Consider the following 22,980-nt stretch of genomic DNA (forward strand, 5'->3'; position numbering starts at 1 on the left):
AAAATTTCAAAATTCGGGAATAAAAGATTTTGAATAAGCTATTTCACGGTATGGCTAGTACCTTCATTTTACTGAAACCTTCAATCGGATAATTCTAAATAAAATTTAAAAAGTAGTTGGCTTATTCCGGATGAAACCTGGATGCATCAATCTGCTTATTTTCAACTAAATAAATCTACTAAAAAAAAACTCTTTAACCTGAAAATCAATCATTTAATTATTTGAACCAAATAAAAACCTGGGATTTATCTCTTTCAGCAATTGAAATATCACCTTAAAAAATTAAAAATGACAATTCAAGATCAGTTTCATATCTTTACTTATTCCCAAAAATAAATTGCGATTTCCTTAAAAGTAATTTTACTTTTTACGGTCCATTATAACTTTCATAGATTTTTAAAAAAACTCCATGCTTAAAAGAATTGGAATCAGTCTGGTTCTATTATTTATATTTATTTGGTTGATTTGGTCCTATTCTGGAAGAAAAACTCCTGTTGACCCTCCCAAGATTTTCCTGTCTCTAGTCCAAGATATAAACCCAAATGATACTTTAAAAAATAATTTGGTTGGCATACAGCCTTACATGGAAGAGGCGGATTTTGTATTACAAGAGAGATATAAAAACAAGCTTGGGCTTTACATGGCCGAAGCAAAAAAATCCGATCTGATAAAAACAAACACGCTAGTTGTTTTTCCAGAAAATATTGGAACCTGGTTGATTTTAGTTGATGAAAAACATAGCCTAGCTTCAAAAACAAGATTGGAAGATGCTAAAGCTACCTTAATTTGGAGCAATATTTTTGACTTTAGCTTAGCCTATTTAAGATCTGATGAAGAAGATCGATCCATGGCCGCTGTATTTAGGATGAAAGCGAAAAATATGGCAGAAGCCTATTTTGATACCTTTTCTAGTTTAGCTCAGCAATATCAAACTTATATCGTTGCTGGATCAATTATCCTACCTAGACCAAGTGTGGTAGAGGGTGAAATTTATATAGATATCACTGAACCACTTACTAATGTCTCTTTTGTTTTTGGGCCTGATGGAAAAATCATCGGAAACCCCATTATCAAAGAACATTCTGGCGTCTTTGATGATCTACTTTTAAATCTGGTTCAGAGCGAAAATCATGAAGTTTTTGACCTTCCTGTCGGGAAAACATCCATCCTACTAAATGAAGATGCCTGGTTCGAGGACAGTTATCAATTGATTAAAAACTCCACCCCGGCAGTTATTCTAAACCCTTCTTTTTCCCCTGGGATTAATTCAATGGCTGAGCCATGGGAAGGATTTGGGATATCTTCTCCCCCTACAGATGTTGACTCTACAGACTTGGGAAATATCACCTTAATTGAAGCAATAGAAAAATATTCTCTTCCCAAAAAAATATATGAAACCAACGCACCAGTTGGAATGACTTTGTTCTTAAAGGGTGAATTTTGGGATTTAGGTGCTAGCGGTCAACCAATTTTTATCCATAAAGGAGATAGCATTACAATTCAAAATGCAGATTTAGGTGGAGTCTGGTCTCTTTCTTTCTGATTCAAATAAAAGAAACGTTATCAATTTGTTAGCAATTTCATTTGAAGACATTTGAGTAGTCTTTTTTCAGATTCTTTGGGTTATTTTAAAAGGAATTTAAACCGAATCATGAAAAACACCATATTACTCTTTTTGCTCTCCTTTTTGATCTTAAAACCAGAGTCACAAGCTCAAGATATACGAGTCTACAAGGCTCCAAAATTTCAGGCAGACTGGACCAAACCGGGGATTCATCCTGATCGAATAGTTCTTAATCCTGGCCCAGATCCAACCTCCCAAATGGCAGTGACTTGGAGAACCAGTCCAGAGGTTACTGTGGCCTATGCTGAAATTGCTCCAGCAACAGCAGCACCGAAATTCTGGAGAAATGGTAAAACCCTTCAGGCAAAAACCACCATTTTGGATGGGACTGAGATTGCCAATGCAGGACTTATCTCTGCAAATCATTCTGTCAAGTTTGCTGGGCTTGAACCCAATACCATTTATGGTTACAGGGTTGGTGATGGAGAGCATTGGTCAGAATGGTTTCAATTCAAAACTGCTTCAAATGAAAAATCAGCTCCCTTTTCTTTCCTCTACGTAGGAGATGCCCAAAATTACGTCCTTGAACTCTGGTCAAGATTGATCCGCGAAGGATATAGACAAGCTCCAAATGCAGATTTTATCATTCATGCGGGTGATTTGATCAATACAGCCCACAGAGAACAGGATTGGCACGAATGGTTTACAGCTGGAGGGTTTATCCATAGTATGCTTCCGACCATTGCTGTTCCCGGCAACCATGAATACAACTACCTATCTGAAGCAAAAAGGGATGAAGGAAGACAACTTTCCGCTCAATGGAAGCCTCAATTTACTCTTCCTGAGAATGGGCCTGAAGGCTTAGAAGAAACTGCCTATTTCATTGATTATCCCGATGTGAAAATGATTTTCTTAGATAGCAATAGAGATCATGAAAAGCAGTCGGAATGGTTAAGGAAGATCTTGGCAGAAAATGATAAAAAATGGACGATTGTTTCTTATCACCACCCCCTCTTTTCAGCTTCTGCTGGACGTGATAACGATGAATTAAGGGCAATTTGGAAACCTATCTTTGATGAGTATAAAGTAGATTTGGCTCTTCAAGGACATGATCACAGCTATGCAAGAGGACGTGCTAATCCTGGAGAAAATGACAATGTCATGGATGGAATGAACATGAGAGATCAAACAGGAACTGTTTATGTCGTCTCTGTCAGTGGGGGAAAAATGTATGGCTTGAATCCAAATGGTTGGGAAGGTACCGAAGCTGTTAGAGACAGAGCAGCGGAAAATACGCAATTGGTTCAGGTAATCAGCATTGAAGACAATACACTTAAGTTTGAATCCTTCACTGCTATCGGTGAATTATACGATGCTTTCATTTTAGAAAAGCAATCCAATGGGATCAATAAATTCACCGAATTGAAGCAAGATTTGGGACCAGAATATAGATTCAATAATACGATCCCTTATGAGGATCCATTGCCTGAAGAACTCAAAAGAAAAATCGAAGGGGATTTCCCCGGCTTTGAAGTGACTCGAGTGAATTACAGAGAAAATAAAGGAGTGATTATTATCGCTATACGAATAGAAAAAGGTGAAGAAGAAAAGAACTTCATCATCGATCAAAAAGGAAATATTCTTTCAGAAAACTAAAAAAATTAAGGCCTTTGAAATCGATTTTCAAAGGCCTTATTCTATTTACATTAATCAAAATTTTTAAGCTATTGCCACTTTCAGTTCCTGGATAAAATCCTTGAGATGCTCGACCTCTACATGATCCATTAAAACGATCTTGTACCATTCATTATTGGAAGTATGTGATTCTGGAACCAGGCTATATTTTTTCGCCAATTCCTTTGGAACGGCCTGCGATCTAATCGTTACAATATTCATTTCAGGCTCCCTGAAATAAGGAACATTCATCTCATCCAAGCTCTTGCACAAGTAGTTTGTCCTCATTTTCAAGATGGAGATTTTCTCAAACCATTTGTGAGGTCCATAGGTGGTCAGGATCACCCAAACCGCGATTGCATTTGCTCCAGAACGGCTACCGCAAAGGGTTAAGTCCATACCTTCAACATACTGGGCTTCTGTAGTTAAAACATTTTCAATTAAACCTTTTCTGCAGATAAAAATACCCGTTCCGTAAGGAGCCTGAAGCATTTTATGTGCATCAATCGTAATCGAAGAAATGTCTGTATTCTGGAAGTTTATCTGACTTTCATTTTCTGAAAAAGGAAAAACAAAGCCTCCGTAAGCGCCATCAATATGCATTCTAAAAGGCACATCAAATGATTTCAAAACTGATGAATACAAGTTTGGATCATCAACCGAACCAAACATGGTGGTTCCCATATTTGATATTGCTATGAAATACTTTTTACCAGCCTCGATAGCCTTGGAAACTTCAGCTTTTAAATCCTCTTCTGCAATCTGACGGGTGTCGGAATCGACAGGGATTTTAATCCAATCCAAAGTCAGCAAATTGGCTCCTTTTGGAATAGAATAGTGAGTATCCTCAGAAGCTAGGATCGCGATCTCGTCTAGCTTGGCATTGTACTTCTTTTTGAACTCATTTCTATAAATCCATAAAGCCTGAATATTAGCTTCGGTACCTCCTGGGGAAATATAGCCATCATACTCTCCTTCTTCCGCTTTGAACAGATCCACAGCAATCATATCCAACACATCTCTCTCTATCTCGTGCGTCCCTTGGAAAGCTGATTCTGATGTCCCAAAAGTGTGACATCCGATATGATTAGGATTGGCTACGAAAGTGGAAAGTACTGGTGCATCCTTGAGAAAAGGCGCATCAACAGGAAAAACCTTTTCATCCAATCTAGAGGCTGGATATCCTAGGCTGGCATCATTATAAAAATCCACATTTCCTTTCAAGGCCTGCTGGACCCTCTGTAGTCTTTGCTCTGTACTTAGCTTTTTCCAGAACTTCATATCAATTTTCATTCGTTACTAATTGGGTTTCTTATTCTTCTCCAAATGCTTTTGGAGCTGCAAAGATAGTCCCGAGAGCTAGAAACTCTTCTAATGATTCTGGTTTTTCCACTTTATTTCTTTTTGGTAAACTGGTTAGCAAAATTATAAAGCAATGCTATGTTCCATACGAAATCATCACCTGGTATAGTTGAGTTCAATTTCTGATTCAACGTTGATCCTATACCAATCGGAAGTTTTTGGTGAGTAAATGTGAAAGTTGAAGTCACATATACCCCATCGTTTGCATCCACTTTTAGGTAATAAAACTGAGGAGTCATCTTGAATCTTACGTTTTCGCCCATAGCTACATTTTTTAGCACCCAATTAAACCCAACAAATGTGGAATTGACGGGCGGATCAGGATCAAAGCCATGCCCTTTCAGGAAATAAATGCCTATACTCGATTTAGGAGTAAACTGAAAAGAAGGTGAAAGCTCCATAGCCAAATAGCGTTTGGAAACCATCATTTTTTCGGGCCGGCCGTCAACCAACACTTCCATTTCTTTGAACAAAAAGGCCGGATGAGCTCCAGCTGTTAACGAAAATCTCTTATCCTTGATCACCTTGTACCTCCACCACAACACGAATGACCAAGGTTTCCCATCCATTCCAAAACGAAACATGGGTTCAAAAGTCAGTCTTTCACCTCCAACATTGAGGTCAAAGAACACCGCTGGTCTTCCCAATGTGAAAGAGGGAATGATAGAAATCCCATTATTTGTAGCAGTGATTGTTCCGTTGAAATGTTTGATTAATGATTGATTTTCAGTTGTTGATTGGGCATAGGAATACCTAGTTAGAGTTACACTGATCAAAGCAAAGATCAACGCAATTCCCTTGATAGATTGAGATTTCATTAGGTTGGGTTATAGCAGATATAGAATGGAAAATAGCTATTCTTTTCCAATTTATTTTACAAAAATCAGTAATCACCAAATAATCCACCACCACTTTTCAAATCAATACTTATAATATTCAAACAATATTTTATCAAATGACATTCGGAGGGAATCATGATAGGAAACAAAATCAAAGATTCTAAATGGGATTTTTTGTACCTTCTGGAAACAAAAACCTGAAATAATGAAAGCCTTAACAACACTTCTATTCTTCATTGGGATCAGCACGGTGGCCTTTTCCCAAACTCTTACCGGTGAAATGGTCAAAGACTGGGAAAGAGCGAAAGCCTATACCCTGGAATATCTAGAAGCCATGCCTGCCGATAAATACGATCTAAAGCCAACCCCTGAAATGCGTTCTTTCGCTCAGCAGATGCTTCATCTAAATGATGCCAATTATGGTTTTGTTGCTACCGCTACAGGAGCAAGCATGCCTGAAGGAGCTGGTGGGTCTGAAAAAAGTGAAGATCAATCCAAAGAAACAGTCATCAAATTGGTAAGCGATGGATATGACTTTGTGATTGAAAGTATCAAAAAACTACCTGCAGGCCAGTTTAATGAACAAATTCAGCTATTTGGAAGATTTGATATGAGTAGAATGAAAGCAATCGAGAAGGCTTTCGAGCATCAAACACATCACAGAGGACAAACAACAGTTTATCTTCGATTGGGCGGAGTTACTCCTCCACAAGAGAAGTTGTTTTAATGAATTTCTTTAAAAAATTAATTAGTCAGGCTGAGCGGAGTCGAAGCCATTAAAATTTCGACTCCGCTCAATTTGACATAATCTGAAACAAACTTTTAAAATTTAGTCTATTTTCGAAAGACAAAAGCCTTCCTTAGCTACTTTTCAAAGACTCCCCATGTTGGGAAAGATCCAATCCAATTTCTTCATATTCTTCTCTTACCCTTAAAGTCACAAACTTATTCAAGACAAAGAATATCAAGTAAGAAGCTGCAAAAGAAAAGACTGCTACCCCAACCAATACCATCATATGGGAAGCAAAGACACCCCAACCTCCATGTAATAGGCTAGCTCCTTCTTTATTGGCAAAAATAGCTGTCAAGATCATCCCCATAATACCGCCTATGCCGTGGCAAGCAAATACATCCAGTGTATCATCAATTTTCTTCAGGAACTTCGCATTCATCAGTAGATTGGAAACGATAGCCCCGATAAATCCAAAAATGAAACTTTGAGGAACCGAGACATATCCCGCTGCTGGGGTGATCACGACCAATCCTACAACAGCACCTATACAAGCCTGCATGGCTGAAATTTTTCTTCCTTGAATCCTATCAAAAAGCACCCAAGTCATCATGGCGGTTGCCGAACTGATCGTTGTTGTAGCAAATGCCATGGCTGCGGTGCCATTGGCTGCCAAAGAAGATCCAGCATTAAAGCCAAACCATCCAAACCAAAGCATTCCGGTTCCCAAAATCACATAAGTTACATTGGAAGGATCATGATTCGGGCTTTTTCTTTTCCCAATGAAAAGTGCTCCTGCTAAAGAAGCAAGACCTGCACTGATGTGAACCACAGTACCTCCTGCAAAATCAACCACCCCAAAATAGGCACCTATCAATCCATCAGGATGCCATACCATATGGCAAAGTGGAGCATAGACTAATACAGTAAAAATCCCAATAAAGAAAAGGTATCCGATAAACCTAACCCTTTCAGCAAATGAACCAGTGATAATCGCAGGTGTAATAACGGCGAATTTCATCTGAAAAAGAGCAAAAAGCACAAATGGGATGGTTGTCCCCAATCCTAAATGTGGCAATGTAGCGACCTGATCAAAAAACATAAACTGGAATGGATTCCCCAGGATTCCATAGTGCGTCCCATCTATAGTAATCCCCAACCAGGCATCTCCAAATGAAAGGCTAAAAGCCACCACCACCCACAGCATACTGACTACACCTAGGGAGATGAAACTCTGCAACATGGTTGAAATCAAATTCTTCTTCCCTACCATCCCCCCATAAAACAGGGATAGTCCAGGGGTCATTAACAACACCAAACAGGAAGCAGTCAATAGCCAGGCTATATCTGCAAATACCAATTGATCTTCGGTTCCAAAATGGTCAATAACAGGGTCTTTTACTTTCCAAAAGAAACTTACTACTGGCGCTGCTATGGTAATCAGAAACGCCAATTTCCATTTGTTTTTCATTCTACTTTTTCTTTAATCAGCAAAATTACTTTGCCTTTTTAATAAAAATTCAGGCAAAAATTGAAATTATTATCGTCTGAACAAAATTTTATTAAAAAGAATAAAAACAGGATTCCTATCATTTCAAAAAAATTACATTAGGATAAAATTATGGTCATATGAAAAAAGCATCCCTGTTTCTATTCGCATTTTTATTATTCAGAATTGGATATTCCCAAACAAATCCCATGATGAAGCTATTTCCAGAAGGCACCAAACTTCACGGAAATATCCCCTATATGCAGGATACTTTAAAAAAGCATTTGTTGGATATCTACCTTCCTCCCAATGCTAAAGGAAATGTCCCTTTAGTGATTTGGGTACATGGTGGAGGCTGGCTCAGCAATGATAAATATGCCGATATGGGATATATGAAGGAAACTATTGCAGAAATCATCAATCAGGGATATGCATTGGCTTCCATTGATTATAGATTCAGTACGCAAGCAACTTTCCCGGCGCAAATGCTCGATTGCAATGCGTCCATTTCCTATTTGTATGACAATGCTTCCAAATATGGTTTTGATACCGACCGCTTTGCTTTAATGGGGTTCTCCGCAGGTGGGCATTTAGCGTCCATGCTGGGACTAACTAATAATCAAAAAGTGAATGAATTCTTTGTTCCGGGCACGAGCAAGGACTTCCAATTCAAAGCAGTGGTAGACTTTTATGGACCAGCCGATTTAACGCTTTTTCCAGGAGCTATCGATGCCAAATCTCCTGAAGGATTACTGATAGGTGCAGCTCCTCTAGATAGACCTGATCTAGCAAAAATGGCCAGTCCTGTCAGCTTTGTCGATGAAAAGGATCCACCATTTTTGATTATCCATGGCGAAAAAGACGACTTGGTATCACCTCGTCAATCTCATTTATTGAATGCTTGGCTGAAAGTAAAAGGAGTTCCGACAGATATGATTGTCGTTCCAGGAGCACCACATTTTGGATCTATGTTCGATGCGCCAGAAATTAGAGAACGGGTATTTGCATTTTTAAAGGAGCATTTGAAATGATATTCAACTAATGAACAAAACCCGCCTATCACATCTAGGTGGAAGTTGACTTGATTTTTATCTATATTATTCAAGTCTTTCATAGACAACAGGTTAAATCAACCGCTCTAGTTCACCTATGTTTTCAGAAACCAAAAAGTTAAATCGCCGATCTTTTCTCAAAGTCTCTGCATTGGCTGGGGGTGGTATGATTTTGAGCTTCAATATGCTCACTGGATGTAAGCCAGAAGAAGTCGGAAATCTTGGTTTACCAAAGGAATGGTTTAAACTCAATGGTTTTATCAAAATCGGCGAAAATGGCCTAATCACCATCATGTCTCCTAATCCAGAAGGTGGTCAAAATGTAAAAACCTCCATGCCTTTGTTGGTGGCCGAAGAGCTGGATGCTGATTGGGAAAATGTGGTCGTGGAGCAGGCTCCTTTAGACACAGACAATTTTACTAGACAATATATCGGAGGAAGTCAGGCAATCCGAACAAGTTGGGTTCCCTTGAGAACTGCAGGTGCTACTGCCAGGCAATTATTAATTCAGGCAGCTGCCCAAACTTGGAATGTTCCTTCCCAGGAGATAAAAACAGAAGCAGGTTTTTTGATTCATGAAGGAAGCGGAAAAAAGATACATTATGGTGAAGTAGCTTCATTGGCTGCTACTCTCCCTATTCCGGAAGAGGTTCCGTTGAAAAAGATTTCCGATTTCAAATTGATCGGAAAGTCACATCGAAATGTAGACATCAAAAACATTATTACCGGCAAACCACTTTTTGGAATCGATTACAAAAAGGAAGGGATGAAATATGCCATGATCATCCATGCTCCTGCTTTCGGTCAAAAACTCAAATCATTTGATGCAGAAGAGGCTAAGGCAATGCCAGGGATTTTGGATGTATTTCAAATCAAATCACTTCAGGATGATTATCCTCGAACTTTCTTTGACACGGTCCAATTCACTGATTTGATAGCAATAGTCGGGGAGAGTACTTGGCAAGTACTCAATGCTAAAAAAGTAGTCAAAGCCGAATGGGAATTGATAGAAGCCTATACCGAAGAAAGGGATATGTTTGGAAGACCCGGGAAACGGGAAGTTCCTGCTGGTTTGGAAAGTGAGAGCACTCAGGAGGAAAAAATGATCAAAGCTTCACAGACTCCAAATCAATTGAGAAGGGACGGGAACCCTGAAAAAGCTTTTGCTGAAGCTTCCAGAATTATCGAAAAAACCTACACAGCACCTTTTTTGGTTCATAACTGCATGGAGCCTATGAACTTCTTCGCAGATGTTCAAGGAGATCAAATGAATTGTGCAGGGCCTTTACAAAAACCGGAATTAACAGAATATGCCTTATCTGTAAGGCTAGGAATACCAATTGAGAACATCAATATAGAAATGACAAGATTGGGAGGCGGATATGGAAGAAGATCCTATGCGCATTGGTTGATTGAGGCGGCAGTTATTTCACAAAAAGTAAATAGTCCGATCAAATTGATTTATACCCGAGAGGATGATATGACCGATGGAATTTATCGATCCAGATACCAACTGACCTATCGTGCTGCATTAGATGAAAACAATAACTTGACAGGCTTTCATGTAGTCGGTGGAGGCTTACCTGAAAACCCGCTTCATCAAAATAGATTTCCAGCTGGAGCGATCGACAATTATCTAGCCGAAGGATGGGATGTCCCTTCCAATGTAACAACCGGATCCTTTCGAGCTCCTAGATCCAATTTCAATGCCTCCGCAGAACAATCCTTTTTGGATGAGCTGGCTGAAGAAATAGGAAAGGACCCAATAGAGTTTCGATTGGAGCTTTTGAAAAAGGCAAAAGAAAATCCAGTGGGAGAATCCAATGATTATGATCCTGAAAGATATGCCGGAGTTTTGGAATTAGTCAAAGCCAAATCTAACTGGGGAATCGAACAAGCAGGAATATCAAGAGGGGTTTCCGCCTATTTCTGCCACAACAGTTATGCAGCTCAAGTCTTGGATCTAAAAATCGAAAATGGAAAACCCGCCATCCTCAAGGTCACCAATGCGATTGATTGCGGAATCGTGATTAATCCTGATGCCGCCAAAAACCTATGTGAAGGCGCAGTAGTTGATGGAATCGGAACAGCATTATTTGGAGAGCAAATCTTTGAAAATGGAGTACCCCAAAAAAAAAATTTCGATACCTATCGAATGATCAGAATGCCAGAAGCCCCCAAAGTTATTGAAACCTACTTTGCAGAAAACAACATTGACCCAACAGGTTTAGGTGAACCAGCCTACCCTCCTGTCTTTGCAGCATTAGCGAATGCATTGTATAAAAGTACCGGTGAAAGATTTTATAAACAGCCCTATATCCATCAATTAGAAAACCAATCAAACTCCTGATAGTTACTTGATTTATAAGGCTTTCTGTTTGATATTCGTAAGTAAGCCTTTCCCTTAATCCTTATCTTTATAAAAACAGAAAATACTATGGCTACATACAACCTAACTATTAATGGTAAATCCCTTCAAGTAGATGCGGATCCAAACACCCCGATGCTATGGGTGTTGAGAGATCACTTAGACTTAGTTGGAACCAAATTCGGTTGCGGAATTGCCCAATGTGGAGCATGTACCATCCACTTAGATGGCAATGCTGTCCGATCTTGTCAATTGCCTGTTTCAGCAGTTGAAAACTCTGAAATCACAACCATTGAGGGCCTTTCCGGAGAAGGAGATCATCCTGTTCAGAAAGCCTGGATCGAGCATGATGTTCCTCAGTGCGGCTATTGTCAAGCTGGTCAAATCATGTCAGCAGCGGCACTATTGAAAAATAACCCGACTCCAAGTGATGAGGATATTGATAATGCGATGAATGGAAATATTTGCCGATGCGGAACCTATACCAGGATTAAAGCAGCTGTAAAGACCGCTTCTCAAAACCTATAATTCTGAAACCATGACAACTGTAAATACTAAAATAAACCGAAGATCATTTTTGAAGGTATCTGCATTGGCAGGTGGTGGGATGGTTTTGAGTTTTAGCTGGCTCGCTGGCTGTAAGCCAACCGCCAAAGAAATGCTTGCCATGCCAAAAGAATGGTTTGAATTGAATAGCTATATCAAAATTGGAGATAACGGATTGATCACCATCTACTCTCCCAACCCAGAATTTGGATCCAATGTCAAAACATCCATGCCCATGCTTGTGGCAGAAGAACTGGATGTGGATTGGAAAAATGTGATGGTTGAGCAGGCTGATTTTTACCCAGAACGATTCGACAGACAATTTACCGGAGGTAGCCAAGGAATCCGACAAGGTTGGAAACCATTGAGAACCGCTGGAGCAACAGCCAAAGCCATGCTCGTTGCTGCGGCCGCCCAGACTTGGAATGTACCTGCCTCAGAAATCACTACTTCAAATGGAGAAATCACACATGCAGGTTCTGGAAAAAAAGCAGGATATGGAGAAATGGCTTCCTTAGCTGCTACTTTGGAGGTGCCAGAAGAAGTGGAGTTGAAAGAAATTAAAGATTTCAAAATCATTGGTAATTCCAAAAAGAATGTTGATGGTCAAAAGATCGTCACTGGAAAACCCATGTATGCCTTGGACAAAAAAGTGGAGGGAATGAAATATGCAGCAATTGTACATCCACCAGCTTTTGGAATGAAATTAAAATCTTTCGATAAGGAATCGATTAGCGGAATGCCAGGCATTATGGATGTATTTTCGATCAACATCTTCAAGGATGATTATGCAAGAAATTTTTTCGACACAACTACTTTTCCTGAAATCGTAGCTATTGTAGGAAATTCCACTTGGGAAGTCATGCAGGCTAAAAAGAATCTAAAAGCTGAATGGGAAGAAGCTCCAAAATCTGAATTTATGGCAGCCGGCTTTGGTGGAAATGCTACCGAAGTTACAGTTCCAGCAGGCTTGGAAAATACAAGTAGTCATAAAGCAAGAATGGCTGAATACATTCAAAAGCCCGGAAATATACTTCGAAGAGATGGAGATCCTGAAGGTCAATTTAAAAAGGCTCATAAAGTAATCGAGAGGACTTATTCAGCTCCATTCTTGGCTCATAACACCATGGAGCCGATGAATGCTTTTGCTCATGTACAAGGTGATAAAGCAGAAATCTATGGACCGACTCAAGCACCGGAAATGATCAGAGGGACTATCGAGCAAGCATTGGGCATTCCTAAAGAAAATATTCAAATCAACCTAGCTCGTATGGGTGGAGGTTTTGGTCGCAGAGCTTATAGCCACCATTTGGTTGAAGCGGCTTTGATTTCACAAAAGATCCAAGCTCCAGTGAAAATGGTTTATACGAGAGAGGACGATATGTCAGCCGGGGTTTATAGACCAACTTATTCTGCGACCTATAGAGCAGCCTTGGATGAAAACAATAAGCTTTTGGCTTTCCATGTTAAAGCCGGAGGTATTCCTGAATCTCCAATTCATGCTAACAGATTCCCAGCAGGTGCAATTGAAAATTACTTAGCAGAAGGCTGGGACCTTCCTTCCAATATTACTATTGGGGCTTTCCGAGCTCCAAGATCCAACTTTATCGCGGGAGCGGAACAAAGCTTCTTGGATGAATTGGCAGAAGAAATGGGGAAAGATCCAATTGAATTTAGATTAGAGCTTTTGAAAAGAGCAGAAATGGACCCTGTGGGAGAAAACAATGATTATGTTCCCTCACGTTATGCAGGAGTTTTAGAATTGGTGAGGGAAAAATCAAATTGGAATAGTCCTCAAGCCAATGTTCATAGAGGAGTCTCAGCTTATTTCTGTCACAATTCTTATGTAGCAGAAGTAGTTGATACAGTGGTGAAAGACAACAAGCCAGTAGTTGAATCAGTCTATGCCGCCGTGGATTGCGGGGTGGTTGTCAATCCAGATGCCGCAGCCAATATGGGTGAAGGTGCTATTGTCGATGGAATCGGAAATGCCTTCTTTGGGGAAATGGCTTTTGAAAACGGAGCTCCGACAAAGACCAATTTTGATAAATATCGAATGATTCGCCATCGAGAGGCACCAAAGAAAATCGAGGTTCATTTCGTAGAAAACACTGAAGATCCGACCGGATTGGGTGAACCGCTCTTCCCTCCTGTCTTCGCAGCACTGGCTAATTCACTTTATAAGGCAACTGGAAAACGCTATTATGAGCAGCCATTTGCTCCACAGTTGGAAATGCAAAATTTGAGAATGTAATTCTCCCTCAATTTCTTTAAAGCCAACCCAAATCATTCTTAACTTGGGTTGGCTTTTTATTTTCTTCAAAAGACTCTAGCAACCGAATGTCCATAGAATTTCTTCCAATCCTATTTTTTATCATCGCCTTGTTTTACAGTTCTGTGGGTTTTGGAGGAGGATCCAGTTATTTGGCGATTATGAGCCTTTTTATCACCAACTTTTATGAGATCAGATCGACTGCTTTAATTCTGAATATCTGTGTGGTAACTATCGGGACCATTGTATTTATCAGGAACAAAGTATTTGATTTAAAGCTGTTCTGGCCCTTTTTGGTCAGCAGTATTCCCCTCTCCTATTTTGGAGCTCAATTGCGTTTATCTCAAACCACCTTCTTTCTGATTTTAGGTGCTTCTCTGATTTTATCCGGAGGTTTTATGCTATTGAGATATGTGAAAGCCAAGTTGGTTTCCCGAGAATTCCAGCTTTCAAAAAAACTCGCCTTAGGTGGTGGAGTAGGATTATTAGCCGGGGTATCCGGTATTGGTGGTGGAATTTTTCTCTCCCCTGTCTTAAATCTTTTAAACTGGGCCAACCCAAGAACTGTAGCCTCTTTAGCTTCTGTTTTTATTTTGGTCAATTCTTTAGCTGGACTGTTAGGATTGTCAGTTGCAGGAACATTTGAACTGGACTTGAATCTCCTCTGGAAGCTCGTTATTGCCGTTTTGCTAGGAGGTGGAATCGGCTCCTACTTATCCAACAAGAAATTTAACCTTCGATTCCTCGGCGGATTAACCGCTATTTTGGTCATTTATGTAGGCTTGAGATTAGTTTTATTGCATGCTTTTGGGATTAAAATTTGAACATTCAGAACCAACTTATGAGGTAATAAACTTCATTTTTTTCCTAAAAATCAAATAGGAATAATAGTGAAAGAAAATGGATAAAGACGAAGCTTTATAAATAAACAAAAATCCCAGATAAAAGGCTTACCTGGGATTTCTGTATTTTATCATTTCAAAATAAATTTTTGGAGTCATTAGTCAACTCGCTTTGTCAAGGAAGTTGTATACCCAATTTGTAGTTGAGAATAATTGTTTTTGAAGAATCTCCACTGGGAATTGGACCTGTAGCGAAAAAACAGTCTCCCTTCTCTATTTTGGTTTACATTTAAATAAGCTAACAGAGTTACTCTCTGAATTGCATATTGCTTGTCTAAGTCCTTAAAATCCTTAAAATTGTCAATACCAAAAGTATTGGATCGCTGAGTGAAATTTTGTTGATCAGAAATGACCCAATTGACCCCATAGGCAAATTCGAATCCATAGCGTTCGTCACCGGAGATTCTCCACAATCCTTCTATGCTTGGTTGATAGGTATTGGTATACTCTCTCGGTTTAATGGTGATTTCCGGAATAGTATCATAGCTAACAAAATCTGTTCTTCCGAAATGCATTCCTGCATTAATTAGAAAAGTTGATTTGCCATAGGGAATATTGTAAAGTAAAAGGTTAAGCTCGGTACCAATCACAAATCGCTCGTATAACTTAAGATCAAGAGTAGTTACCCCCAGATTTCCAGGTGGAATGGGTTTTCCTGCTTCATCGTATTCAATAAATTCCTTAGGATGTAAATAACGATTGTTATCCTCCACTTTGGACAAAACAAACTTCGGTTTAAAGAAATTGAAATAACCGATATTCCCATACTTATTAATCGCCCATCTAAAAGGTCTCCACACATATGGCTGTGCAATTCTTTTGGTCACCAAAGGTATTTCTTTATCGATTTCCAATTGAATCAATCCATTTGGGTTCTCCTCATTTAGACCAATAAAATCTGAAAAAACCTTCATTTGCAAAATCTCTTTTGAATTGGGTTTCGGGAAATCAATAGACGAACTTTCTTTCATTTTAATAGTATATGCACTATCCTTTGGTGAATAATCCGTTCTATCCAAGGCCAAAATCTCCACGATATTTGAAATCAAATTACCGAGCCTCATTTCAAAATTTATTTGTCCATCACCATTCCGGGAATAGATTTTTATTTCTCCCAATTTCTCTATATCCAGTTTTGAAGAAATCCCTAAAGGATAATCATTGACAAACTTGATTTTTGTTTTTGAAAATGACACTCCATCAGCAAAGGAAGCAATAGCTGGTTCCACATAGGTAAAAGCATCTCCTTCTATAACAATATTCTCCAAATACCCCCTATTAATTTCTATTTGAATAGTTGTAGGAACAAAGTTGAATTTATTGGATTTCTTTAATGCTTCTATTTGAACCTTTATTGAATCCTGAATTTTTTCCTCCAGATTTTTTAGATTTTCATTTTCGGATTTTAAAGAATCTCTAATTTCATTGATTCTGAATTGGCTGGATTCAAGAATAACATCCATTCTGGCCATTATGTCCTTCAATTCTCTGATTTTAGGGTCAATTGCATTAAACCTGTCCAAGGAAGCTTGGGCACTTTCAAGAATGCGCAAATTTTCGCCGTATTTGCTTTCCAGATCCGATTTAGATAAGTTCCCATCTAGATTCGGTATAGGGTTCACATGTACGCTACTATCAATTTGGTTTGCCCTGGTTAGGATATTAGAAAACTTTTGAATGTATTCTTTCTGATCTATAGTATCAGCTAGGGAAAATCCTTCCGGAAGTGTCCATATTTTTATGGAAGTATTTTCTTTGGAATAAAGAACTTTTTCTATTTCGAGGGCTCTCACAGAATTTGCTAGTATGGCGATAGTATCAATTAACATAGTCTCTTTCAAAACAAGGCCATCAACTTCTTTCTTTAAAATGGAAATATCTAACTTTTTTTCAGATATGGATTTCCCTCCTTTTCTAATAGTTTCCACTTTTTCTTCAATACCCCTGATGGTGAATAAATAATATCTGTATTGGATTTCTTTGTAAAGTTCAGACCATCGCAATGAATGCGGCTTGAATTTTTCTATTTCAGACAGCTTATATTCAAAAGCTTTGAAAGTCAATTCTTTTTCATTAACACCAGCTTTTATTCCTTTTAAAAAGATAAAATTACTGTATACTGCAGGGTCCCATGGATTTTCATCAAAATTTGCAGGATCAAAATTTTGATATTCTAGAGAAGCTAAAAAATTCGCTACATCTTTTTTCTTTACATGGCTTAGATTGGCGTATTTAAATCCATATACAACCAAAGTATCATTAAAATCCATTTTCATAGCCAAACCGCCAGGCTTTTCTAATACCTGAAAATGCGTTTGATTCTGAAAATAGAAAAAATACCGATTTAAGATCTCCGGAGTGGGTTCGGCAACACTCTGTACATCAATTAACTTTTGCTTTACAGCAGTCCTGAAATTTTCATAGGAATTATCATAAAGAGTAAACGTAAAAAGTTCGGACTTTTCACTTTCATTTTCCAAAACATAGGTAAAAGCTCCGTTCGACTCTGTCGCAGAAAGAATAATGTCTGGACTTCCATTAAAGTGGATTTTGCCCAAATTTCTTTCATTTTGGGATTGGACTTGGAAAATGATAAACATATTTATCATTCCAAGTAGAAACATTTTTTTCATAGGTTTGAGAATTATAAATCTGTAAAAATTTGCTATCGCAATAAAAATCAACTCAACTCCTATTTAGTAGAATACTACCTCCAACTAAAATATAAAAACATTCCACTAAACAATAATCCCTGTTAATTAAGAGATTATTATTAATAAAAACAATACCAAAAAATAAATTATATATTCAATAGAAATTCAATTAATTATATATAATATTTAATTAATTACATTTTAGGCAATTAAGCAAAAATAAATTTATCTATCATTGTAAATAGTTAATTTTTAGTCTGGTCAATTCTTTGGCTGGACTTTTAGGATTGACAGTAGCAGGAACATTTGAACTGGACTTGAATCTCCTCTGGAAGCTCGTTATTGCCGTTTTGCTAGGAGGTGGAATTGGTTCCTATTTATCCAATAAAAAATTTAACCTTCGCTTCTTAGGAGGCTTGACAGCAATCTTGGTGATTTATGTTGGTTTGAGGTTGGTTTTATTGCATGCTTTTGGGATAAAAATCTAAGCCTATTTCAAACCGAAGTCTCATCAACTATCGCATAGGCATTGGGATGCGTCCAGAGCATGGAAGCAGGAAGTTCAGGGTTGATTTCTCTCTTCATCAATTGATCAAAAGCTTCTTTCTTTCCTTTTCCAGTGACCAACAGAATCACCATTTTTGAAGCCATAATTGCTCCTAGACCCATTGTCATTCCTTCCTTCAAAGGAATTCCGACCTTCTCAATCATACCACTGGACAAGGTCCTTTCTGACAAAGCAGCCACATGGCAATCCAATTGCAATTTTGAATTAGGTTCATTTAAAGCAATGTGACCATTCTGACCAATTCCTAAGATGCAAATATCAATAGGTCCAGACTTTTTCAACTCTGCCTGAATTCTTTCACATTCAGCCTTAGGATCAGAAGTTTGGTCATCGAAAGCAGTATATCTGGATGCTGTTACTTCAATCTTTTGAAGCAACTTATGCTGCACATCAAACTCTGAAGAAAACTCGGATCCTGCAGGCAAGCCAACCCATTCATCCAGTTTAATCATTCTGATTTTATTGAAAAACTCTGGGTTTTTCTGATGCTTTTGATGCATCAATTCATAGAGCCCGGCAGGAGATCCACCACTTGCCACACAAAACAACAAATTGGGTTTCTTTCCAATTTCCAAATGAACCAAATCAGCAGCTTTTTGGCTCATCGCCTTGTAATCAGGGTAAATGTGGATTTTCATATTCAATTATTTAATGGAGCTTCAACACATTCATTGATTTTCTTTAAATCCAGTACGTAGCCTGTACCCTTCTCTGACAAGACTGGAACAAATTTTTTGCCCCAAAGGAATTCATTATAGAGATAAGAAGTCCTCACATGCACTGGGTCTGCATAGGCATCATTCATTCCTTCTACAGCAATCAAAATTTCTGTATCTGAAGCCTTGAGACTTTCTGAAGTCTCGTTATAAAATGGACTCTCGGGAGTAATCGGGTGAACAACCGTCCAGCTGGTAGAAAAGAACTGAATCATGTCCCTCTCCAATGCCAAATTATAGTATTTGCGAGTCAATTTCCCCTCCTCATCTTTTTCATTCCTACTCATCATGACATTGACCTCAACATTGATTAATTGGCTATTTCTCTCATTGATCAGGCGAAACATCAGACCATTAATGTCTAGATAAGGAGAAACCAGAATATTCCCGCTAAACAACACCTTGGGACTGGGGGTACTGAAACGACCATAAACCAAGCCTGTAATCAAGGCAAACATCATCAATCCAATTAAGGCTTCAACAGCAGCTACCGCATTGGTCAAGCTTCCCAAAGGACTAATATGCCCATAACCTACCGTGGTGAGGGTCTGGCTACTAAAAAAGAAGGCACCCCAAAATTTTGAAATAAACTTCGTTTGCTCCTCAATCCCATTGAGATGCTCCACTCCTATCAAGTAATATATGACAGCAAAGACCAGGTTTACAAGAAAATAGCTAAGCGCAATCACCAAAACGAATGAAAAAACATTCATGGTGATCATCCTGTGATATAAGTTGAGCCAAGCGGAAAATGACTGCCCTTTTCTGGTAACATTAAAAGTACCATCTGGAAGAATCAGCCTTGCTCTAGTACTGGTTGCAGCTGTACCAAAACCTGAATCTTTCCTACTTTTCTCTTCATCAAGTTTGGATACTTTTATCCCCATTTTACTCTTCATTTGTACTCAATTTTAAAAAGAAGACTATTCAAAAATCGGATTAGACGATGATTTTGAACCGTTTTTAAAGGGAACAAAATAGAAATTAATATTCATTTCCAGAAATCTCCCATTACCAAAAATCACTATGAAGTGTTAGAAAAATCCAATCATGAACATTCCATTTTCTTCAAATGAAATAGGTAATTCTCAGGCAATTCAATAAATTCTCAGTTCAAAACCCTATAACCTATGAAACCAATCACCAGAAGAGGAATTCAATTCTTTCTTATCCAATTTTTTGCATTAATTTTCACAATATCACCTAAGGTTGTTCTAGCCCAGAACCAAGATGAAAAACCAAGGATCATAATCACTGCTGATCCAGAGCTAGACGATAACAATTCCCTTATTCGATTAATCATGTATAGTTCAGACCTAAACATCGAAGGACTGATCTATGCAAGCAGCCAGTTCCATTGGAAGGGCGATGGCAAAGGAACCAAATGGTTTGTGCCCGGAAGAGAATATGATCGATTCGGAATGGGGGATTGCCCATGTGAATCTTGGAGATGGGCAGAAGATGAAAGGTTCATTCATGATATCGTGGAGGCCTATGAGGCTGTTTATCCCAACTTAAAGGTGCACAATTCAGAATACCCTGAACCTAGCTATTTCAAATCAAAAATCCGGTATGGAAACATAGAATTTGACGGAGACTTCAGTGAAGACAGCCCTGGTTCAGAATTAATCAGAGAAGCCATTTTAGACAATAAACCTGGTCCGCTTTTCATCACAGCCTGGGGAGGTGCAAGCACCATCGCTCGGGCATTGAAAGTCATCCAAGATCAATACGAATTCACTACGGACTGGCCTGCTATCCAAGATAAAATTTCCAGAAAAGTCATCCTCCTTCTATCAGGGGATCAGGATGACACTTATGCCACTTACATTCTTCCAAACTGGCCAAAAATTGATGCACGCCGATTCCGACAAGGTCCGCATTATGCCTATGGTGCTCAAATCAATGCTAGTCCAGAAAATGCACCCTTTCTTACTCCTGATTGGATGAAGGCCAACATTAGTGACAGAGGTCCTTTGGGAGAACTTTATAGAGTTTGGGGAGATGGGAAACAGATGGTAGAAGGAGATAAAGTTGACTACTTTGGATTTTCCGGTCTTACAAATGATGAATTAAAGCAGAAAGGCTATTTCGTTTGGCTCCCTGTTCAGGCAAAGGGCTCTTGGTTGGGAGAAGGTGATAACCATACCTTTATGAATATGCTAGGTAATGGGCTTAGGGCTTATGAAAAAGGATATTACGGAGGCTGGGGTGGAAGAGAAATCAAAACTCAGATAAGGGAAACCATCACAGCAATGGCATCTCAAGGATCAGCTGAGGATATGGCTGCACAACTGTCCTCTCTGAACTCATCCAATGATGAGCTTCAAGAATTCCCTAATTTCTTTCCTGCCGCACAACGGGATTTTGCCGAAAGACTGAAATGGTCAGTTACATCGAATTTTAAGTATGCAAACCATATTCCTGTTATTGAAATCGAAGGTCCTTTGACTTTGGTGGCAACACCGGGTCAAACACTAAAAATCCATGCAAAAGTTACTGATCCAGATGGGGATCAAACCCAGATCAAATGGATACAAATGCCTACTACTTCATTTGAAGGAAATATTGAATTTTTGAATGATGAAGGAAGTTTGGGCGAGATAAAAATTCCTGAATCTGCCATTCCAGGGCAATCAGTTCACATGGTAGCGGTTGCTTCTGATCAGACTTCTACCCCACTAACCGCTTACAAAAGAGTGATTATCCTGATTAAAACACCTTAAAATGATATTCTGATTGATCCGAAAGAATTCGGTTTAGGCGACTTTCGGATCAATTTTATAAACACAGCGAGTCCCTTCACCAAGGATATATTCGACTCGTTGGATTTGATAATCAGCACCCAAGAGTTCTCTGAAATTTTTTAATTCGGATCTACAAAACAATTGACATTCCTTGGCAGCAGCGCAAATTGGACAATGGTTTTCAATTAAAAAATAACTTCCATCCTCTTTTTTCCACTCAGCCATGTAGCCTTCTTCACTTCGTTTCTCAGCCAACACAGAAAGTTTCTTTTCCAAGGTTTTCTCTTGATCCATCTGTTGAGAGTATAGCTTATAAGTATGAGACTCTCTATCATTAATTAAAAGATCCAGCGCATTTTCTCCCAATAGATTTTTAATGGATTTGAGAAGTTGAACCGTAATCAGGGCATGGGAGTCCGGGAATCTGGCAAACCCTTTTTCGGTAAGGGAAAATAAAACAACGGGTCGGCCTACTCCTTCTTTCTTAATCTCTTGTTTCAACAGCCCCTCTGCCTCCATTTTCATCAGATGCTTTCTCGCTCCCTCCTTTGTAATAGAAAACTCATCAGCAATTTGCTGGGCATTCCCATTTCCTCTCATTTTCAAAAACATCAATATTCGATCTTGAATTTCCTTCTTCATAAATCAATAAAATGTTGGTTTTCACTACCCTTTCAAAGGTAAATAATTTCTATCAGATATAGAAAACATCAATAAACGCTGATTTTCAATGTTTTGTAAAGATAGTACAATAATAATAAACCAACCATAAAGTTGTTTTATTATTCATAAGACCCTACATTTGTATCAGTAATCATTCTAAACCAAAACAAAAATGAGCAAGTTTGAACTACCGGCATTACCTTATGCCTACGAGGCTCTAGAGCCACATTTCGATCAGGAAACAATGACAATACACCATACCAAGCATCATCAGGCTTATGTAAACAACCTGAATGCAGCATTGGAAGGGAAAGAGGGAGCAGATAAGTCACTGGAAGAAATTCTAGCTTCTGTGAGCACATATGGTCCTGCTGTCAGAAACAACGGCGGAGGTCACTACAATCACAGCCTTTTTTGGTCCATCCTTTCTCCAACTCCTCAAAGCGAACCGAGTGGAGATTTGGCAGAAGCGATCACCAAGACTTTTGGTTCTTTGGAAGATTTGAAAGCAGAAGTTAAAAAAGCCGGCATGGGTCAATTTGGATCAGGTTGGGCTTGGTTGATCGTTAAGCACAGTGGATCATTGGCTGTAACAGCAACTCCTAATCAGGACAATCCATTAATGGACACTCAAACTACTGACAAAGGATTCCCAATTTTGGGTATTGATGTTTGGGAGCACGCCTATTATTTGAAATACCAAAACAAAAGACCTGATTACCTTGACGCATTCTGGTCAGTTTTGAATTGGAAAGCGGTAGAGAAAAATTACACAGAAGCTTTAGCTAAAATCTAAGTTTAAATTCATTGCGGCGTTGGTGAATCACGGTTACC

18 protein-coding genes are annotated in these 22,980 nt (G+C 38.8%); 11 read left to right on the top strand and 7 right to left on the bottom strand.

Annotated features, from left to right (window positions below; translation table 11 throughout):
• The first annotated feature begins 409 nt into the window (after positions 1–409).
• Together BUF13_RS05045 and BUF13_RS05050 are read left to right on the top strand one after the other, a co-directional pair.
• Complete coding sequence (locus BUF13_RS05045; RefSeq protein ID WP_073570623.1) at positions 410–1,543, top strand: carbon-nitrogen hydrolase family protein; 1,134 nt, start codon at positions 410–412, stop codon at positions 1,541–1,543.
• A 108-nt stretch (positions 1,544–1,651) separates the two neighbouring features.
• Positions 1,652–3,220 carry a purple acid phosphatase family protein gene (locus BUF13_RS05050; protein WP_073570624.1) on the top strand — a complete coding sequence of 523 codons (1,569 nt, stop codon included), beginning with the start codon at positions 1,652–1,654 and terminating at the stop codon, positions 3,218–3,220.
• Between the two features lie 63 nt (positions 3,221–3,283).
• Here BUF13_RS05050 and BUF13_RS05055 read toward each other — a convergent pair whose 3' ends face one another.
• Entirely contained in the window at positions 3,284–4,531 is a 1,248-nt protein-coding gene (locus BUF13_RS05055; protein WP_243839698.1) for a pyridoxal phosphate-dependent decarboxylase family protein, read from the bottom strand.
• A 101-nt stretch (positions 4,532–4,632) separates the two neighbouring features.
• Positions 4,633–5,418, bottom strand: coding sequence for a hypothetical protein (locus BUF13_RS05060; RefSeq protein WP_073570625.1), 786 nt, complete (start codon positions 5,416–5,418; stop codon positions 4,633–4,635).
• A gap of 226 nt (positions 5,419–5,644) precedes the next feature.
• Between BUF13_RS05060 and BUF13_RS05065 the strand changes: the two genes are divergently transcribed.
• Positions 5,645–6,166 carry a DinB family protein gene (locus tag BUF13_RS05065; protein ID WP_073570626.1) on the top strand — a complete coding sequence of 174 codons (522 nt, stop codon included), beginning with the start codon at positions 5,645–5,647 and terminating at the stop codon, positions 6,164–6,166.
• A gap of 133 nt (positions 6,167–6,299) precedes the next feature.
• Here BUF13_RS05065 and BUF13_RS05070 read toward each other — a convergent pair whose 3' ends face one another.
• Complete coding sequence (locus BUF13_RS05070) at positions 6,300–7,640, bottom strand: ammonium transporter (protein WP_073570627.1); 1,341 nt, start codon at positions 7,638–7,640, stop codon at positions 6,300–6,302.
• A 158-nt stretch (positions 7,641–7,798) separates the two neighbouring features.
• Here BUF13_RS05070 and BUF13_RS05075 point away from each other — a divergent pair, with 158 nt between their 5' ends.
• The 5 genes from BUF13_RS05075 to BUF13_RS05095 all read left to right on the top strand — a co-directional run bounded on the left by BUF13_RS05075 (position 7,799) and on the right by BUF13_RS05095 (position 14,720).
• Positions 7,799–8,689, top strand: coding sequence for an alpha/beta hydrolase (locus BUF13_RS05075; protein ID WP_073570628.1), 891 nt, complete (start codon positions 7,799–7,801; stop codon positions 8,687–8,689).
• A gap of 118 nt (positions 8,690–8,807) precedes the next feature.
• Complete coding sequence (locus BUF13_RS05080; protein ID WP_073570629.1) at positions 8,808–11,060, top strand: xanthine dehydrogenase family protein molybdopterin-binding subunit; 2,253 nt, start codon at positions 8,808–8,810, stop codon at positions 11,058–11,060.
• A gap of 87 nt (positions 11,061–11,147) precedes the next feature.
• Positions 11,148–11,606: a (2Fe-2S)-binding protein gene (locus tag BUF13_RS05085; RefSeq protein WP_073570630.1), complete on the top strand. Its 459-nt coding sequence runs from the start codon at positions 11,148–11,150 to the stop codon at positions 11,604–11,606.
• A 10-nt stretch (positions 11,607–11,616) separates the two neighbouring features.
• A complete protein-coding gene (locus tag BUF13_RS05090) occupies positions 11,617–13,878 on the top strand; it encodes a xanthine dehydrogenase family protein molybdopterin-binding subunit (RefSeq protein ID WP_073570631.1) in 2,262 nt (753 codons plus the stop codon).
• Positions 13,879–13,964: 86 nt separating this feature from the next.
• Complete coding sequence (locus tag BUF13_RS05095) at positions 13,965–14,720, top strand: sulfite exporter TauE/SafE family protein (protein WP_073570632.1); 756 nt, start codon at positions 13,965–13,967, stop codon at positions 14,718–14,720.
• A gap of 176 nt (positions 14,721–14,896) precedes the next feature.
• Here BUF13_RS05095 and BUF13_RS05100 read toward each other — a convergent pair whose 3' ends face one another.
• On the bottom strand, positions 14,897–17,431 hold the full coding sequence (locus BUF13_RS05100) for a hypothetical protein (RefSeq protein WP_073570633.1): 2,535 nt from the start codon (positions 17,429–17,431) through the stop codon (positions 14,897–14,899).
• A 290-nt stretch (positions 17,432–17,721) separates the two neighbouring features.
• Here BUF13_RS05100 and BUF13_RS05105 point away from each other — a divergent pair, with 290 nt between their 5' ends.
• Positions 17,722–17,940 carry a hypothetical protein gene (locus BUF13_RS05105; protein ID WP_073570634.1) on the top strand — a complete coding sequence of 73 codons (219 nt, stop codon included), beginning with the start codon at positions 17,722–17,724 and terminating at the stop codon, positions 17,938–17,940.
• A gap of 7 nt (positions 17,941–17,947) precedes the next feature.
• Here BUF13_RS05105 and BUF13_RS05110 read toward each other — a convergent pair whose 3' ends face one another.
• A complete protein-coding gene (locus BUF13_RS05110; RefSeq protein WP_073570635.1) occupies positions 17,948–18,658 on the bottom strand; it encodes a 6-phosphogluconolactonase in 711 nt (236 codons plus the stop codon).
• Positions 18,659–18,660: 2 nt separating this feature from the next.
• Positions 18,661–19,635, bottom strand: a complete 975-nt coding sequence (locus BUF13_RS05115; protein WP_243839699.1) for an ion channel — start codon at positions 19,633–19,635, stop codon at positions 18,661–18,663.
• A 231-nt stretch (positions 19,636–19,866) separates the two neighbouring features.
• Between BUF13_RS05115 and BUF13_RS05120 the strand changes: the two genes are divergently transcribed.
• A complete protein-coding gene (locus BUF13_RS05120) occupies positions 19,867–21,462 on the top strand; it encodes a DUF1593 domain-containing protein (protein ID WP_073570637.1) in 1,596 nt (531 codons plus the stop codon).
• 33 nt (positions 21,463–21,495) lie between these two features.
• Here the strand turns inward: BUF13_RS05120 and BUF13_RS05125 are convergent, their stop codons facing one another.
• Positions 21,496–22,125, bottom strand: a complete 630-nt coding sequence (locus BUF13_RS05125) for a helix-turn-helix transcriptional regulator (RefSeq protein ID WP_073570638.1) — start codon at positions 22,123–22,125, stop codon at positions 21,496–21,498.
• A gap of 193 nt (positions 22,126–22,318) precedes the next feature.
• On the opposite strand from BUF13_RS05125, the gene BUF13_RS05130 reads away from it, so the two are divergent.
• The gene (locus BUF13_RS05130) at positions 22,319–22,942 is read left to right on the top strand and encodes a superoxide dismutase (protein WP_073570639.1); all 624 of its coding nucleotides are present in this window, start codon (positions 22,319–22,321) and stop codon (positions 22,940–22,942) included.
• The last annotated feature ends 38 nt before the right edge of the window (positions 22,943–22,980 follow it).

The sequence above is a fragment of the Algoriphagus zhangzhouensis genome, from assembly GCF_900148515.1.
In the GTDB taxonomy this organism is placed as follows: domain Bacteria; phylum Bacteroidota; class Bacteroidia; order Cytophagales; family Cyclobacteriaceae; genus Algoriphagus; species Algoriphagus zhangzhouensis.